This window comes from Streptosporangium brasiliense (assembly GCF_030811595.1).
Classification (GTDB): Bacteria; Actinomycetota; Actinomycetes; order Streptosporangiales; family Streptosporangiaceae; genus Streptosporangium; species Streptosporangium brasiliense.
This window is the reverse complement of sequence record NZ_JAUSRB010000001.1, coordinates 279150-294312: the sequence shown is the minus strand read 5'-3', so window position 1 is coordinate 294312 and position 15163 is coordinate 279150. Positions and strand designations below refer to the sequence as shown.

General features: G+C 72.1%; 13 protein-coding genes. 7 read left to right on the top strand and 6 right to left on the bottom strand.

Going from position 1 to position 15163, the window contains the following annotated elements; all coding sequences use genetic code 11:
• Positions 1 to 134: 134 nt before the first annotated feature.
• Both J2S55_RS01375 and J2S55_RS01370 read left to right on the top strand, forming a co-directional pair.
• Entirely contained in the window at positions 135 to 1130 is a 996-nt protein-coding gene (locus J2S55_RS01375; protein WP_306856702.1) for an ABC transporter permease, read from the top strand.
• Positions 1127 to 1834: an ABC transporter ATP-binding protein gene (locus J2S55_RS01370; RefSeq protein WP_306856701.1), complete on the top strand. Its 708-nt coding sequence runs from the start codon at positions 1127 to 1129 to the stop codon at positions 1832 to 1834. Before J2S55_RS01375 ends, J2S55_RS01370 begins: the two co-directional genes overlap by 4 nt.
• Here the strand turns inward: J2S55_RS01370 and J2S55_RS01365 are convergent.
• Together J2S55_RS01365 and J2S55_RS01360 are read right to left on the bottom strand one after the other, a co-directional pair.
• Positions 1814 to 3112 carry an RNA polymerase sigma factor gene (locus tag J2S55_RS01365; protein ID WP_306856700.1) on the bottom strand — a complete coding sequence of 433 codons (1299 nt, stop codon included), beginning with the start codon at positions 3110 to 3112 and terminating at the stop codon, positions 1814 to 1816. The genes J2S55_RS01370 and J2S55_RS01365 overlap by 21 nt on opposite strands.
• Before the next feature lie 130 nt (positions 3113 to 3242).
• A complete protein-coding gene (locus J2S55_RS01360; RefSeq protein ID WP_306856699.1) occupies positions 3243 to 3638 on the bottom strand; it encodes a YciI family protein in 396 nt (131 codons plus the stop codon).
• A gap of 288 nt (positions 3639 to 3926) precedes the next feature.
• Between J2S55_RS01360 and J2S55_RS01355 the strand changes: the two genes are divergently transcribed.
• Complete coding sequence (locus J2S55_RS01355; RefSeq protein ID WP_306856698.1) at positions 3927 to 4592, top strand: helix-turn-helix transcriptional regulator; 666 nt, start codon at positions 3927 to 3929, stop codon at positions 4590 to 4592.
• A gap of 105 nt (positions 4593 to 4697) precedes the next feature.
• On the opposite strand, the gene J2S55_RS01350 is transcribed toward J2S55_RS01355, so the two are convergent.
• The 3 genes from J2S55_RS01350 to J2S55_RS01340 all read right to left on the bottom strand — a co-directional run bounded on the left by J2S55_RS01350 (position 4698) and on the right by J2S55_RS01340 (position 7827).
• Positions 4698 to 5462 (bottom strand): arylamine N-acetyltransferase family protein, encoded by a 765-nt coding sequence (locus tag J2S55_RS01350; RefSeq protein ID WP_306856697.1) that lies wholly within the window; start codon positions 5460 to 5462, stop codon positions 4698 to 4700.
• Between the two features lie 98 nt (positions 5463 to 5560).
• The gene (locus tag J2S55_RS01345) at positions 5561 to 6403 is read right to left on the bottom strand and encodes a PhzF family phenazine biosynthesis protein (RefSeq protein WP_306856695.1); all 843 of its coding nucleotides are present in this window, start codon (positions 6401 to 6403) and stop codon (positions 5561 to 5563) included.
• 38 nt (positions 6404 to 6441) lie between these two features.
• Entirely contained in the window at positions 6442 to 7827 is a 1386-nt protein-coding gene (locus J2S55_RS01340; RefSeq protein ID WP_306856694.1) for a putative hexosyltransferase, read from the bottom strand.
• A 127-nt stretch (positions 7828 to 7954) separates the two neighbouring features.
• On the opposite strand from J2S55_RS01340, the gene J2S55_RS01335 reads away from it, so the two are divergent.
• Positions 7955 to 8206 carry a lipopolysaccharide assembly protein LapA domain-containing protein gene (locus tag J2S55_RS01335; RefSeq protein WP_306856692.1) on the top strand — a complete coding sequence of 84 codons (252 nt, stop codon included), beginning with the start codon at positions 7955 to 7957 and terminating at the stop codon, positions 8204 to 8206.
• On the opposite strand, the gene J2S55_RS01330 is transcribed toward J2S55_RS01335, so the two are convergent.
• Positions 8163 to 9362 (bottom strand): MFS transporter, encoded by a 1200-nt coding sequence (locus tag J2S55_RS01330; protein WP_306856690.1) that lies wholly within the window; start codon positions 9360 to 9362, stop codon positions 8163 to 8165. The genes J2S55_RS01335 and J2S55_RS01330 overlap by 44 nt on opposite strands.
• Before the next feature lie 50 nt (positions 9363 to 9412).
• On the opposite strand from J2S55_RS01330, the gene J2S55_RS01325 reads away from it, so the two are divergent.
• The 3 genes from J2S55_RS01325 to narJ are packed head-to-tail and all read left to right on the top strand — an operon-like array spanning position 9413 to position 15158.
• Positions 9413 to 12955 (top strand): nitrate reductase subunit alpha, encoded by a 3543-nt coding sequence (locus tag J2S55_RS01325; RefSeq protein WP_306856689.1) that lies wholly within the window; start codon positions 9413 to 9415, stop codon positions 12953 to 12955.
• Positions 12955 to 14583 (top strand): nitrate reductase subunit beta, encoded by a 1629-nt coding sequence (gene narH / locus J2S55_RS01320; protein ID WP_306856688.1) that lies wholly within the window; start codon positions 12955 to 12957, stop codon positions 14581 to 14583. The genes J2S55_RS01325 and narH overlap by 1 nt, the downstream gene beginning before the upstream one ends.
• Positions 14580 to 15158: a nitrate reductase molybdenum cofactor assembly chaperone gene (gene narJ, locus J2S55_RS01315; RefSeq protein WP_306856686.1), complete on the top strand. Its 579-nt coding sequence runs from the start codon at positions 14580 to 14582 to the stop codon at positions 15156 to 15158. Before narH ends, narJ begins: the two co-directional genes overlap by 4 nt.
• The last annotated feature ends 5 nt before the right edge of the window (positions 15159 to 15163 follow it).

The following is a 15163-nucleotide window of genomic DNA, read 5'->3' as shown; positions in this document are numbered from 1 at the left end:
CAGGTTAAGAGGGGTTTGATGAGTGCTCGCATCCAACCTTCGGTTGATTCGCGGACCGATCGGAGTCGCGATGCCCCGGGCGGGCGGGTCCGGCGAGCCTGGTGGGAGTCAAGAGGCAACCGACCGGAGACCACGTGTTCATCGCACTGAGAGACATCAGCTTCGCCAAAGGGCGGTTCACCCTCATGGGGTCCGTCGTGGCGCTCATCACCTTGCTCGTCGTCCTGCTGTCCGGACTGACCTCCGGGCTCGCCGGGGAGAACGTCTCCGCCGTCGAGAACCTGAAAGGCGACCTGATCGCGTTCGGAAGCGAGAAGATCTCCTTCTCCGACAGCACGGTCACCGCCGCGCAGTGGACGGGCCTGGGCGGGCAGGCGCTGGGGATCACGCAGACCCGACTCACCCGTGACGACGCCAACCAGGCCGTCGCGGTCTTCGGCTCGGACACCCTGGCGCCCGTACGGCAGCGCGACGGCGAGTTGATCGTGTCGCCGGATCTCGGCCTGGCCGCCGGGGACACCGTGACCCTCGGCGATCGGCCGTACCGGATCACCGCGATCGGCCCGGAGGACTCCTACGGGCACACGCCCGTGGTGTGGACCACGCTCGCGGACTGGCAGCGTCTCGCCCACGCCAAGCCGGACACCGCGACCGTGGTCGTGCTGAGCGGCGACGCCCCGGAGCGGACGCTGGGCACGCATCCGGTCAGCAAGCGGGAGTCGCTGGCCGGAATCGGCTCCTACACCTCCGAGAACGGCTCGCTGATGATGATGCAAGGGTTCCTGTTCGCCATCTCGGCGCTGGTCATCGGGGCGTTCTTCACCGTGTGGACGGTTCAGCGCCAGGGGGACATCGCCATCATGAAGGCGCTCGGCGCGTCGAGCGGCTACCTGATGCGCGACGCCCTGTCCCAGGCGCTGATCGTGCTGATGGTCGGCGGCGGGATCGGCGGGGCCGCCGGGCTCGGGATCGGGGCGCTCGCCGAACGGGTCATGCCGTTCGTGGTCGACGTCTCGACGACGTTCGTGCCGGTGCTGGCCATGATCGCCCTCGGTATGGCGGGCGCCGTGCTCGCCGTCCGCCGTATCACCTCCGTCGACCCGCTGATCGCCCTGGGGAGTGCCCGATGAGCCTGGAACTGACCGACCTGCGTCTCACCTACGCCGACGGCGACACCACGCTGGTCGCGCTCGACGACGTGTCCCTGACCGTGAAGCCCGGCGAGCTGGTCGCGGTGGTCGGGCCCTCGGGATCCGGAAAGTCCAGCCTGCTGGCCGTCGCCGGGACCCTGCTGCGGCCCGGCTCCGGCCAGGTCGTCATCGCCGGGACCGACGCCTCACGGCTCGGGGACAGGGAGCGTACGGCGCTGCGCAGGGAGCGGATCGGCATCGTCTTCCAGCAGGCCAACCTGATCGCCTCGCTGACCGCGCTGGAGCAGTTGCAGGTCATGGACCACATGCGGGGCGGAAACTCCGGAAGGGCCGCCGATCTGCTGCGGACGGTGGGACTGGCCGGCAAGGAGAACCGGCGGCCGCACCAGCTCTCCGGGGGCGAGCGGCAGCGGGTCAACATCGCTCGCGCGCTGATGAGCGACCCGGCCGTGCTGCTGGTCGACGAGCCCACCTCCGCGCTGGACCACGCGCGCGGCACGGAGATCATGGGGCTGCTGGCGGAGCTGACCGAGGAACGCGCGGTCGCGACCCTGCTGGTCACGCATGACGTCGCGCAGATCGGCCACGCGCACCGGGTCACGGAGATGGACGACGGCCGCCTGTCGGAGCGCCGGGTCGGTCTCCCGCCGGGGATCCCGGCACTACGGCCGGGGGTCCGGTAGCGGTCCCGGCCCCGCCGCCGGCGCGCACGCGGCGGCGCGGTCGAGCAGCAGCGTGCGCTCACGTCCGTTCCGGGTGAGTGAGGCCGCGCGCTCGAACTCCGCGTGCGCCTCGTCGAGGCGGCCGAGCTTGGCCAGGAGGTCGCCGCGCACGCTCGGCAGGAGGTGGTAGTCCTTGAGCGACGGCTCGGCGGCCAGCTCGTCGACGAGCCGCAGGCCGGTGGCCGGGCCGAAGGCCATGGAGAGCGCCACCGCGCGGTTCAGCTCCACGACGGCGGAGGGGACGAGCCCGGCGAGCGCCTCGTACAGCGCCGCGATGCGCATCCAGTCGGTCTCCTCCGGGGTGTGCGCCCGGGCGTGGCAGGCGGCGATCGCGGCCTGCAGGCCGTAGGGGCCGAGGTCGCCGCCGAGCGCCTCGGCCCGCTGGAGCGCCGCCAGACCGCGGCGGATGAGGAGCCGGTCCCAGCGTGCGCGGTCCTGGTCGAGCAGGAGGACGGGTTCCCCGGACGGGCCGGTCCGGGCGGCCGAGCGCGACGCCTGGATCTCCATCAGCGCGACGAGGCCGTGGACCTCCGGCTCCTCCGGCATGAGCTCGGCCAGGACACGGCCGAGGCGGAGGGCGTCCTCGCAGAGCGCCGGCCGCATCCAGTCGTCACCGGCGGTCGCCGAGTAGCCCTCGTTGAACACCAGGTAGATGACCTCCAGCACGGACGACAGCCGGTCGGCGCGGTCGGCCCCCTGCGGGACCTCGAAGGGGACGCGCGCCTCGGCCAGGGTCCGCTTGGCGCGGACGACTCGCTGGGCGACGGTCGACTCGGGGACGAGGAACGCCCGTGCGATCTCCTCGGTCTTCAGGCCGCCGAGCATGCGGAGGGTGAGCGCGACGCGGGCCTGGGCGGACAGGACGGGGTGGCAGGCGGTGAACACCAGGCGCAGGAGGTCGTCCTCGATGTCGTCGTCGAAGGCCGCCTCGACGCCGGCCGCGGCCCCCTCCCCGTCGATCTCAAGCTCGTGGCCGAGCTCTTCGACCTTGCGTTCGAGCCGCTGCCGCCTGCGCAGGAGGTCGATCGCGCGGCGTTTCGCGACGGCCATGAGCCAGGCGCCCGGATTACCCGGGATGCCCTCCCGCGGCCACTGTTCGAGGGCGGCGACCAGCGCGTCCTGGGCGAGGTCCTCTGCGGTGCCGACGTCACGCACGATCCGCGCGAGACCGGCGATGAGCCGCGCCGATTCGATCCTCCAGACCGCGTCGATCGCACGGTCTGTCTCGGAAGCCGTCACGGCCACCAATCAGAGCAGTTCCCTCCGTACCACCGCAAGACGATCCGGGCGTCTGTCGACTTTGACAGCCGGGCGGGTCGGGCCGGCCGGGTCCGGCCGGCCCGGATCCCGCCTGGCCTGGCCCCGCGTCTCAGTCCTGACCGAAGCCGAGGGCGAAGTCCTCCGGGCCGAGCAGCTTGCGGACCTCGGACTCGCCCTCCCAGCCCGCCCAGTGCTCCTGGTGGAGCCGGAGGAAGCGCGCCGCGAGCTCGACCGCCTCCTCCTTGGACTTCACCTGCACCAGCGCGTAGCTGGCGATCAGCTCCTTGGTCTCGGTGAAGGGGCCGTCGGTCGTGGTCACCTTCCCTCCGGAGAGCCGGATCCGCGCGCCCGTCGCGCTCGGGGCGAGCCCGCCGGTGTCGAGCAGCACGCCGGCCTTGGTCATCTCCTCGCCGTGCTTGGCGATGGCGTCCATGAGCTCCTTGGGGGGAGCGCCCAGCGCGGAGTTCTCCTCGGTCTTGAGCAGCAGGATGTATCGCATCGTCATGTCTCCTTCTGTGTCGGGTCCGGTGCCCTGTGTCGGGTCCGGCGCCGGGCTCCCCGGCCCGCTGGGACCCGGCGCTACTTACGCGTCGACCGAGAGACTTCCGGATCGACACGGCCGGTGGATTTTTTTCCGGAAATCTCCCCACGATTTTTCCGGCACCTCCCCGTTTCTCCGGCCCCTCCCCGTAGCCCCGTCACGGGAGGCCGGCGGAGCCGTACTCCCGGCGGGTGCCCCGCCCCGGTCCGGGCTCCGGGAGTGTCGGGGCCCGGCCGGCCGTAGCCTGGGGGCATGTACCGCGAGTGGGCCCCGGATCCGGCGATCGCCGGGCGAGTGACCTGCCTCTGGACGTCGACGGCGGACTCTGCGACGACGAGCCTGGTGGTCCCCGACGGCTGCGTCGATCTCATCTGGGGGCCGGACGGCCCACAGGTCGCCGGCCCAGACACCGGGCCGAAGCCCGTCCGGATGTCCCCCGGCGACCGCTACGTCGGGATCCGGTTCCGGCCCGGCGCGGTGGGCGAGGTGTTCGGCGTGCCGGTCGAGGCCCTGCGTGACCTGCGGGTGCCGCTGGCCGAGCTGGGCGTGCTGCCGGAGCTGACGGTCGAGACCATGCAGGAGGCCCTGACCGTGCAGCTGCGCACGGCGCCCGGACCCGACCCCGCCGCGCCGGCGATCGCGGCGGCGCTGCGGACCGGGCGGAGCGTCGCGGAGGTGGCCCGGGACCTCGGGCTCGGCGAGCGGCAGCTCCACCGCAGATCGCTGCGGGCCTTCGGGTACGGCCCCAAGACGCTCCAGCGGATCGTCAGGTTCCAGCGGGCGCTGCGGCTGGCCCGGCGCGGGACGGCGCTGGCCGAGGTGGCCGTGGCCAGCGGATACGCCGACCAGGCGCACCTGGCCAACGAGGTCAGGCGGCTGGCCGGGGTCCCGCTGGGACGGCTTCTGAACCGGCAGTAGGACTGTGGCCCCCGATGGCCGGTCGGCGGGCCGGGCCCGGACGTCCGGCCCCGGCGTGGGACGGGTGTCCCCGGGCCGCGCGGGGTTCGCCGCCCACGGCCCATCTCATCCGTCTGATCGTCGAGGTGCCGTAGGCAGCCGGGTCAGCTCGATGCCGAAAAGGTCGCGGTAGGCGGCGAACGTCTCGGCGTCGGTGGTCAGGCGCCGTTCCCGGCGTCCGTCCGCCGAGGTCTCGATGAGCAGCCTGTCGCTCAGCGTGACGCGGCCCGTCTCGGTGAGCAGCGAGCAGACGAGCGACCGGGTGAAGTGCGACTTGGGCGAGGTCTGGTGCCACCAGCAGGCCGGCTCGAAGTCGGCCAGGGCACGCGGCCGCTGTTCGAGGCGGTATTCCAGCGAGCCGTTCTTGAACACGTCGAGGTCGCCGTCGCGGGCCTCGGCGACGCGGAAGGTGCCGCCGGGGTCGGCCTGGTCGGCGCGCAGGTCGAGGCGGAGCGGGTGGTGGCTGAACGTGCCGAAGCCGACGTCGACGAGCCACGGGTCGGGGGCGTCGACCCGCAGCGCGAGGTGGTCGAAGGGCGGCCCGAGGGAGTCGTCGCCGACCGGCCGGGCCGACAGCAGGGTCACCTGGTAGCCCAGCGAGCGCAGCAGCGCGGCGAAGGCCCCGTTGACCTCGTAGCAGAAGCCGCCCCGGTGCCTGCCGACGACCTTCTCGACCAGTTCCCGCTCGTCGAGCACGACGGGTTCGCCGAGGTGAACGCTCAGGTTCTCGAACGGGACCGTCAGCAGGTGGCGCAGTTGCAGCTCGCGCAGTGACCGCGCGTCCGGGGCCGCGGGGCGGGCGGCGCCGATCCGCTTGAGATATCCGTCCATGGCCTGATTCACTCACATCGCGGACCGGCCGCGCCATCGGGCCCGATCACCACGGCCCGATCACCAAGGCCCGGTCGCCGTCGGGCCCGGCGCGGGACCTACATCTCGACGGCCCCGCCGCTCACCCTGGTGCGCCCGTCCGCCTCGGCGATGGAGACCTTCAGCTCGCTGGGCTGTCCCATGTCGACGCCCTGGATGATCGTGAACTCGTCCGAGCCGGTCCCCAGGATCCGGAGGTAACCGCCGAAGGCGGCGGCCGCGGCGCCGGTGGCCGGGTCTTCGACGACGCCGCCGATCGGGAAGGGGTTGCGGGAGTGGAAGCGCTCGTCGCTCTCCCGCCAGAACAGGTTCACCGTCGTCCAGCCCTCGCGCGTCATGATCGAGCGCAGGCCCTCGAAGTCGTAGTCGAGGTCCGCGAGGCGTTCGCGTGATCCTGCGGCGAGCATGAGGTGGTCGTTCCCGCCGAAGGCGACGTGCGGCGGGAACGCCCTGTCCAGGTCGTCGCGGGACCAGCCCAGCACCGCGAGCGTCTCGTCCAGCACCGGCTCGGCCACCGGCCTGGACCGCGTGGGCACGCTGGTGAGCGTCGCGCGCAGCGTCTCGCCGTCGACGAGGGTGTCCACGGCGATCTCGCCCGCGTTGGTGGCGAAGACCAGTGGCCCGGTCCCGAGCCGCTCGGCCAGGGCCACCGAGGCGGCGATCGTGGCGTGACCGCAGAAGGCCACCTCCGCCGTGGGCGCGAAGTAGCGGACGCGGAAGGCGCGGGCCTCGTCGTCGCGTCCGGTGATGAAGGCGGTCTCGGAGTAGCCGACCTCCGCGGCGATGGCCAGCATCTCGCTGTCGGACAGTCCCGCGGCGTCGAGGACGACGCCGGCGGGATTGCCCCCCTTGGGGTCGTGGGTGAAGGCGGTGTAGCGCAGGATCTCGATGTCGTCCGTCACATCTGCGAACATATCGGGCGCGATGCCGGCCCGGCCCTTCAGGCGGACGCGGGGACGGGCGCGTGCGGCGCCGTGTCCGGCGTCCGGGCGGGAGTCTTGGGCCCGCGACGGCCCCAGGGCATGGCCAGGGCCAGGATCGGCAGGAGCACGATGGAGCACTGGGCCCAGATCGAGTGGAGCTCCCACCAGGTATTGGTGTCGAACTGGGTCATGTAGAGGTAACCGTATCCGGCCCAGAGGGAGACGCCGATGATGGCGGGCCAGGCGAAGCGGGTGGGGCGGGCCACCAGGAACGGCATGAACCACAGCAGGTACTGCGCGCCGAGGCGGGGGGTGGCGACCATGAAGGCGAGCAGCAGGGCGGTGGTGAGGTCGACCGGGTCGGCGCGCCGCCACAGGAAGGCGACCACCAGCAGCGTGATGTAGATCAGCCGCGTGCCGAACGTGGCGATCCCGGCGTCGAGCGTCCAGTCGCCGCCGACCAGGATCGCGCTGTAGCCCCACTCGCCGACGATCGGCCGGATGTCCTGGATCACGCGGATGACCTCGGGGATCTGGCTCAGCGAGGTGCCCGCGAAGACGGGCAGGGTGACCAGGAAGAAGACCGGGGCGACGCCGGTGGCGACGAACGCCACGGCCCGCGCGCGGAAGGTGGGCAGCAGCAGGAGCATGCCGGGGATCAGCCAGATCGGCCAGCTCTTGGCGCACAGGGCCAGGCCCATCAGCAGGCCGGCGAGCAGCGCCCGGCGGAGGGTCTCCTTCTCGCCGGGCTGCGGGGCGAGCGCCCGCCGCACCACGCCGACCGGGCCCAGGGCGTGCCGTACGGCGCCGCCGACGCCGAGGGTCGCGACGCTCCGCCGTACCAGCGCGGCCACGTCGGTCGTGAGGCCCGGCCGGTCGGGGCTGCCGGGGCCGCGGGCGACCACGAACGCGGCCACGCCGAAGACCAGCGCGACCGGCTCGACCTGGCCGTGGACGGAGGCGACGAGGATGGCCAGCGGGTTGCAGGCGTACTGGAAGGCGCGCAGCGAGGCGGTGGCGCCGCCGGCGAGCCTGCCGACCAGCGGGATCAGCGCGATGTCGGCCACCACGGTGACCAGCCGGCCGCCGATCTCCCACGGGATGCCCAGCCAGAGCAGCAGGCCGTACACGTAGGGGATGGTCGGCAGGAAGTGCCAGCCGCCCTCGCTGCCGAGCACGGGGTCCTCACGGTTCAGGATCGCCTCGCCCGCGGGTCTGAAGCTCTCCATGAAGTCGACCGGCTGCCAGGTGTCGATCGCCGAGGTGGTCATGATGAGCACCCGGAACCCGATCCCCACCGCGAGGATGGCAAGCAGGGAGGGCCGCCACCCCTTCCACTGCGCGACCAGAGCGAGCACGACACCTGAGACGAGGACGAGCCCCGTGAGAATTGCGTAATCCATGACGGGTAACAGACTGCCGGAAGCCACGGCCAACCACCCACCCGGTCGTCAAAACGAGACCAGTCTCTCAGCTTTCCTACCCTAGAGTAGTTGAAAAGTCGCATTCCGTGGCGAAAGGGGGCAGAACGTGACAAGGACACCGGCGGACGGGCCCCGCCCGTCCGGCGGCCGGCTGGCCGCGATCTCACCGCGCGGGTGGACCGCCCTGGCGCTGGCCGCGCTCGGCGTGATCTTCATCGCCCAGAACCGCGACCGCGTCCGGATCCAGTGGCTGACGTTCAGCGTGACCTCGCCGCTGTGGACCGCGCTGCTGGCCGTGATGCTGGTCGGCGTGCTCATCGGCCTGCTGCTCCGCCGCCGGCCGTCAAAGCGGAGGTGAACGCCCTGCGGGTGTAGAGCAGCGCGGCCAGGGCCGTCACGGCGAGCAGGACGTAGCCGATCACGTAGGTGCCGGCGGCGGTGTAGACGACGCCCATGACCAGCGGCGGGAAGTAACCGCCCAGGCCGCCGGCCGCGCCCACCAGACCGGTCACGGTGCCCACCCTGGACGGCTCGACGAGCCTGGCGACCAGGGCGAACACGCCGCCGGTGCCGAGGCCGAGGAAGAAGGCCATCAGCACGAAGCAGCCGCCGGCGGGGATCTCCGCGGGCGGGTTGAAGGCCAGGACCAGCGCCATGACGGTGGTCCCCGCGAACGACACCAGCAGCACCCGCACCGGTCCGACCCGGTCGGACAGCACGCCGCCCAGCGGCCGGGCGGCGACGGCGGCGATCGAGAAGCCCGCGTCGCGCAGGCCGGCCCCGGTCTGCGAGAAGCCGTAGACGTTCTGCAGCAGGGTCGGCAGGTAGGTGGAGAAGGCGACGAACCCGCCGAAGGCGACGGCGTAGAGGAACGCGCACTGCCAGGTGGCCCTGAGTTTCACGGCCTCGCGCATGCGGGGCAGCGCCGGAGCGGTGGACGGCTTCCAGGCGGGCGAGTCGCGGCTGAACAGCAGCATGACGACGGCCATCGCCGCCAGTGCGACGGCCATCAGCAGGTGGGTCTGGATCCGGCCGACGGACTCGACCAGGCGGGGGGTGAGGAACGCCGACAGCGCCGTGCCGCCCATGCCCGCGCCGAAGACGCCGGTGGCGAAGCCGCGGCGGGCGGGGGCGTACCAGGCGTTGACGAAGGGGATGCCCACCGCGAACGAGGTGCCCGCGACGCCGAGCAGGAAGCCCCACACCAGCAGCCATCCGTAGGAGTCGACCCAGCCCACGAGGATGACGGGGACGATGCTGACGGCGCAGACGACCGCGAACATCAGCCGCCCGCCGAGCCTGTCGGCGAGCACCCCGACCGGGATCCGGCCGAGGGATCCGACCAGCACCGGGATGGCGACCAGCAGGGAGGTCTGGGTCGGCGACAGGCCGAGCTGCCTGCCGTAGCCCCCGGCGAGCGGGCCGATCAGGTTCCACGCCCAGAAGGTGATCGCGAACGCGGCCGTGGCGAGGACGAGGTTGGCCGTCTGTCCTTTGCGAAGTTCATCCGACATATATACCCCCGAACACCGTAAATATTAACTGTCTGTGATGAACTGGACACATGGCGTCCGATGTCGAGAATCTACTCCTCAGGACAGGCCGGTTCTTCAGAAGGGCACCGGCGAACGACGATCCGCGAACGCTGTATCTGGTCGGGGGCCGCGAGGGCGACTCCTTCTACCGGGACCGCTGGAGCCACGACAAGGTGGTCCGCTCCACGCACGGGGTCAACTGCACCGGCTCGTGCTCGTGGAAGGTCTACGTCAAGGACGGGATCATCACCTGGGAGACCCAGCAGACCGACTATCCGAGCGTCGGTCCGGACCGTCCCGAGTACGAACCGCGCGGCTGCCCCCGGGGTGCGGCCTTCTCCTGGTACACCTACTCCCCCACCCGGGTCCGCTACCCCTACGCGCGCGGGGTGCTGGTGGAGATGTACCGGGAGGCCAGGCGCCGGGGCCTCGACCCGGTCGCCGCCTGGGCGGAGATCACCACCGACCCCGGCAGGCGGCGCGCCTACCAGGCCGTCCGGGGCAGGGGCGGGCTGGTCCGGATCGGCTGGCCCGAGGCGACCGAGATGATCGCCGCCGCGCACGTGCACACGATCAAGACCTACGGCCCGGACCGGGTGGCCGGGTTCTCCCCCATCCCCGCCATGTCGATCCTCTCCCACGCGGCCGGCTCGCGGTTCGTCTCGCTGATCGGCGGGGCCATGCTGTCGTTCTACGACTGGTACGCCGACCTGCCCGTCGCCTCCCCGCAGGTCTTCGGCGACCAGACCGACGTGCCGGAGTCGGCCGACTGGTGGGACGCCGCCTACCTGGTGCTGTGGGGCGCGAACGTGCCGGTCACCAGGACCCCGGACGCGCACTACATGGCCGAGGCCCGCTACCGGGGCCAGAAGGTCGTCGTGGTCTCGCCCGACTACAACGACGCGGCGAAGTTCGCCGACGAATGGCTGGCGATCCGGCCGGGCACCGACGGCGCGCTGGCCATGGCGATGGGCCACGTGATCCTCAGGGAGTTCTTCGTCGAGCGGCAGGTGCCGTACTTCACCGGCTATGTCAAGCGCTTCACCGACCTGCCCTTCCTGGTCAGGCTCCGCGAGCGCGACGGCGCCCACGTGCCGGACAAGTTCCTCACCGCCGCCGACCTGGGCGACACCGGCGAGGGCGCGCGCTGGAAGACGGTCCTGATGGGTGCCGACGGCCGGCCGGCCGTGCCCAACGGCTCGCTCGGCTTCCGCTGGACCGACTCCGGCAAGGGCCGCTGGAACCTCCACCTGGACGTCGACCCGCTGCTGACCCTGTACGGCGGGCAGGCGGTGGCGGTCGACCTGCCCCGCTTCGACGGCGGGGCGGGCGGCGTGCGCCGGGGCGTGCCGGTGCGACGGGTGGGCGAGCACCTGGTGACCACGGTCTTCGACCTCATGCTCGCCCAGTACGGCGTGGCCAGGGGCGGCCTGCCCGGCACGTGGCCCGGCGGCTACGACGACCCGGCCGGGCCGTACACCCCCGCCTGGCAGGAGCCGATCACCTCGGTCCCGGCGGGCCGGGCGGCGCGGATCGCCCGGGAGATGGCGGAGACGGCGGCGAAGACCGAGGGCCGCTTCATGATCGTGCTGGGTGCGGGCACCACGCAGTGGTTCCACGGCGACACGATCTACCGGGCGTTCCTGTCGCTGCTGCTGCTCACCGGCTGCCAGGGCGTCAACGGCGGCGGCTGGGCGCACTACGTCGGCCAGGAGAAGTGCCGGCCGCTGGCCGGCTGGGCGCAGCTCGCGGGCGGGCTCGACTGGTCCCGGCCGCCGAGGCAGGTGCCGGGCACGCCGTACTGGTACCTGCACACCGACCAGTGGCGCTACGACCGCTTCGACGCCGGGGAGCTGTGCTCGCCGCTGGGGCCGGGCGAGTTCGCCGGCCTGCACACCGCCGACCTGGTGGCGCAGGCGGTGCGCAACGGCTGGATGCCGATGGCGCCCGCCTTCGACCGCAACCCGCTGGAGCTGGGCGAGGCCGAGGACCCGGTGGAGTTCACCCGCCGGGAGCTGCGGGAGGGCAGGCTGAGGTTCGCGGCCGAGAGCCCGGACGATCCGCGCAACTGGCCGAGGGTGCTCACGGTGTGGCGCTCGAACCTGCTCGGCTCCTCGGCCAAGGGCAACGAATACTTCCTGCACCACCTGCTGGGCGCCGGCTCCAACCTGCCGGCCCCCGACCCGGACGCCCCGCACGGCAAGCTCGACCTGCTGCTGTCGCTGGACTTCCGCATGACGTCCACGACGCTGTTCTCCGACATCGTCCTGCCGGCCGCGACCTGGTACGAGAAGCACGACCTGTCATCGACCGACATGCACCCGTTCGTGCACGCCTTCAACCCGGCGATCGACCCGCCCTGGGAGACGAAGACCGACTTCGACGCCTTCCACGCCATCGCGGCCCGCTTCTCGGAACTGGCCGCCGAGCATCTGGGGGTGCGCCGGGACGTGGTGGTCGTCACCCCCCAGCACGACACGCCGGGAGAGACCGCGCAGCCCGGCGGCCGCCCGCCGGACGGGCCGGTCGTGCCGGACCTGGCCGTGGTGGAGCGCGACTACGGCGCCGTCGCGGCGAAGATGGCCGCGCTCGGGCCGCTCACCGAGAAGCTGGGGCTGCCGGTCAAGGGGGTGGTCTTCAGGCCCGACGCCGAGGTGGCCTGGCTCGGGCGGAGCAACGGGCTGGCCCGCGACGGGGTCGCCCGGGGACGCCCGCTGCTGGACACCGGGGCCAGGGCGTGCGAGGCGGTCCTGGCGCTGTCGGGCGTCAGCAACGGCCGGCTGGCGGCGCAGGGCTTCGCCCAGCTGTCGGAGCGGACCGGGACCGACCTGTCGGGGCTGGCCCACGACGGCCACCGGATCGTCTTCTCCGACACCCAGGCCCGGCCGGTCCACGTCGCCTCCAGCCCGGAGTGGTCGGGCAAGGAGGCGCACGACCGGCGCTACTCGCCCTTCACCATCAACGTCGAGCACGGCAAGCCCTGGCACACGCTCACCGGGCGCATGCACTTCTTCCTCGACCACGACTGGATGCACGAGTACGGCGAGGCCCTGCCGGTCTACCGACCGCCGCTGGACATCGTGGCACTGTTCGGCGAGGACGAGCAGGTGCGGGACGGGATCGTGGTCCGCTACCTCACCCCGCACTCCAAGTGGTCGATCCACTCCGAGTATCAGGACAACCTGCTCATGCTGACCCTCTCGCGGGGCGGTCCGACGATCTGGATGTCGGTCGAGGACGCCGCGGCGGCCGGGGTGGCCGACAACGACTGGGTCGAGGCGGCCAACCGCAACGGCGTGGTCGTGGCCAGGGCGGTCGTGTCGCACCGGATGCCCGCCGGGACCGTGTACATGTACCACGTGCAGGAGCGCGTGGTGGACGTGCCGCTCTCGGAGCGGACGGGCCGCCGCGGCGGCATCCACAACTCGCTGACCCGGGTGCTGATCAAACCGACGCACATGATCGGCGCGTACGGGCAGCTCTCGTACGCCTTCAACTACCTCGGTCCCACCGGCAACCAGCGCGACGAGATCACCGTCATCCGCCGCCGCTCGCAGGAGGTCGACTACTGATGCGTGTCATGGCCCAGATCGCCATGGTGATGAACCTCGACAAGTGCATCGGGTGCCACACCTGCTCGGTCACCTGCAAGCAGACGTGGACCAACCGGAGCGGCGTGGAGTACGTCTGGTTCAACAACGTCGAGACGAGGCCGGGACTGGGCTACCCGCGCCGCTACCAGGACCAGGAGAAGTGGCGGGGCGGCTGGGAGCTCGACCGTAAGGGGCGGCTGACGCTCAAGTCCGGCGGCCGGCTGCGCAGGCTGCTGAGCATCTTCGCCAACCCGATCATGCCGTCCATCCAGGACTACTACGAGCCCTGGACCTACGACTACGAGAACCTGACCTCGGCGCCGCTGTCGGCCGACACCCCGGTGGCCCCGCCGCGCTCGCTGATCAGCAACGAGCCGATGGCCGTGCGGTGGGGCGCGAACTGGGACGACGACCTCGGCGGGGGCCCCGCGCTGGCGGCCCGGGACCCGGTGGTGGAGCGGATCGGCGACCGGGTGCGGCTCGACTTCGAACGGGCCTTCATGTTCTACCTCCCCCGGATCTGCGAGCACTGCATCAACCCGGCGTGCGTCGCGGCCTGCCCCTCGGGGGCGTTGTACAAGCGCACGGAGGACGGGATCGTCCTGGTGGACCAGGACCGGTGCCGGGGCTGGCGGATGTGCGTCACCGGGTGCCCGTACAAGAAGGTCTACTTCAACCACCGGACCGGCAAGGCCGAGAAGTGCACGTTCTGCTATCCCCGGGTGGAGGTCGGGCTGCCGACGGTCTGCTCGGAGACGTGCGTGGGGCGGCTCCGCTATCTCGGGGTGCTCCTCTACGACGCCGACCAGGTCACCGCGGCCGCCTCCGTGCCCGACGACCGGGACCTGTACGAGGCGCAGCTGTCGCTGTTCCTCGACCCCCGGGACCCGGCGGTGGCCGAGGCCGCGACGCGCTCGGGCATCCCCGACGACTGGCTGGAGGCCGCCAGGAGGTCACCGGTCCACGACCTGATCATGAAGTACCGGATCGCGCTGCCGCTGCACCCGGAGTTCCGCACGATGCCGATGGTCTGGTACGTGCCGCCGCTGTCGCCCGTGGTCGACGCGCTGGCCGGCAGCGGGCACGACGGCGAGGACGCCGGCAACCTGTTCGGCGCGATCGAGACTCTGCGCATCCCCGTGGAGTATCTCGCCGAGCTCTTCACCGCCGGGGACCCGGCGCCGGTGACGGCCTCGCTGCGGCGGCTGGCCGCGATGCGCTCCCACATGCGCCGGATCAACCTCGGCGAGGAGCCCGACCCGTCGATCGGCGCGCGCGCCGGGCTGACCGGCGAGGACATCGACGGCATGTACCGGCTGCTGGCCCTGGCCAGGTACGAGGACCGTTACGTGATCCCGACGGCCTACGCCACCCGGCCCGGGTCGGTCGAGGAGATCGGCTGCAGCCTCGACTACGAGGGCGGCCCCGGCATGACGGGCCCGTTCGGCGAGACCTCCGGGCAGCCGGTGCCGGTGTCGGTCGAGAGCTTCCACTCGCTCAGGCAGCGCCAGACGAGCGAGGAGGTCACCCACGAACGCGTCAACCTCCTCAACTGGGACGGAAAGGGCGTCCCCGAGGGCATGTTCCCCAAGAGGGAGGACCGATGAGCGGCCACCCGGCCGGTCACGGAGCGGACCGCGTGGTGTGGCAGGCCGCCGCGCACCTGCTCGCCTACCCGGACGAGGACTTCTGGGCGCGGCTGCCGCTGGTCCGCCAGGCGGCGGGCGCCCGCTTCGGACCGTTCCTGGACCACCTCGCACGGGTGGACCGGGGCGGGCTGGCCGCGCACTACGTGGAGACCTTCGACTTCAGGCGCCGCTGCTGTCTCTACCTGACCTACTACGTCGACGGGGACACCCGGCGGCGGGGCGAGTCGCTGGCGGCGTTGAAGGTCCGTTACCGGGCCGGCGGGTGGGAGCTGTGCGGCGACGAACTGCCCGACTACCTGCCCGTGGTGCTGGAGTTCGCCGCGCTCGCCCCGGACGGGGCCGCGATCCTGCGGGACAACCGGGCCGGGCTGGAGCTGCTCCGGCTGGCGCTGCGCGAGTGCGCCTCGCCGTACGGGTCGGTGATCGACGCCGTGTGCGCCACGCTCCCGCCGCTCAGCGGCGCCGAGCGGGCGCTGGTGGCCCGGCTGGCCGGCCAGGGACCGCCGGCGGAGTCCGTGGGGGTCGACAGGTGAGCGGG

Excerpts from the sequence above, each read along its gene's own strand:
- J2S55_RS01370 (WP_306856701.1), top strand. The coding sequence starts at position 1,127 with ATGAGCCTGGAACTGACCGACCTGCGTCTCACCTACGCCGACGGCGAC.
- J2S55_RS01360 (WP_306856699.1), bottom strand. The coding sequence starts at position 3,638 with ATGACGATGCGATACATCCTGCTGCTCAAGACCGAGGAGAACTCCGCG.
- J2S55_RS01355 (WP_306856698.1), top strand. The coding sequence starts at position 3,927 with ATGTACCGCGAGTGGGCCCCGGATCCGGCGATCGCCGGGCGAGTGACC.
- J2S55_RS01350 (WP_306856697.1), bottom strand. The coding sequence starts at position 5,462 with ATGGACGGATATCTCAAGCGGATCGGCGCCGCCCGCCCCGCGGCCCCG.
- J2S55_RS01340 (WP_306856694.1), bottom strand. The coding sequence starts at position 7,827 with ATGGATTACGCAATTCTCACGGGGCTCGTCCTCGTCTCAGGTGTCGTG.
- J2S55_RS01330 (WP_306856690.1), bottom strand. The coding sequence starts at position 9,362 with ATGTCGGATGAACTTCGCAAAGGACAGACGGCCAACCTCGTCCTCGCC.
- J2S55_RS01325 (WP_306856689.1), top strand. The coding sequence starts at position 9,413 with ATGGCGTCCGATGTCGAGAATCTACTCCTCAGGACAGGCCGGTTCTTC.
- narH (WP_306856688.1), top strand. The coding sequence starts at position 12,955 with ATGCGTGTCATGGCCCAGATCGCCATGGTGATGAACCTCGACAAGTGC.
- narJ (WP_306856686.1), top strand. The coding sequence starts at position 14,580 with ATGAGCGGCCACCCGGCCGGTCACGGAGCGGACCGCGTGGTGTGGCAG.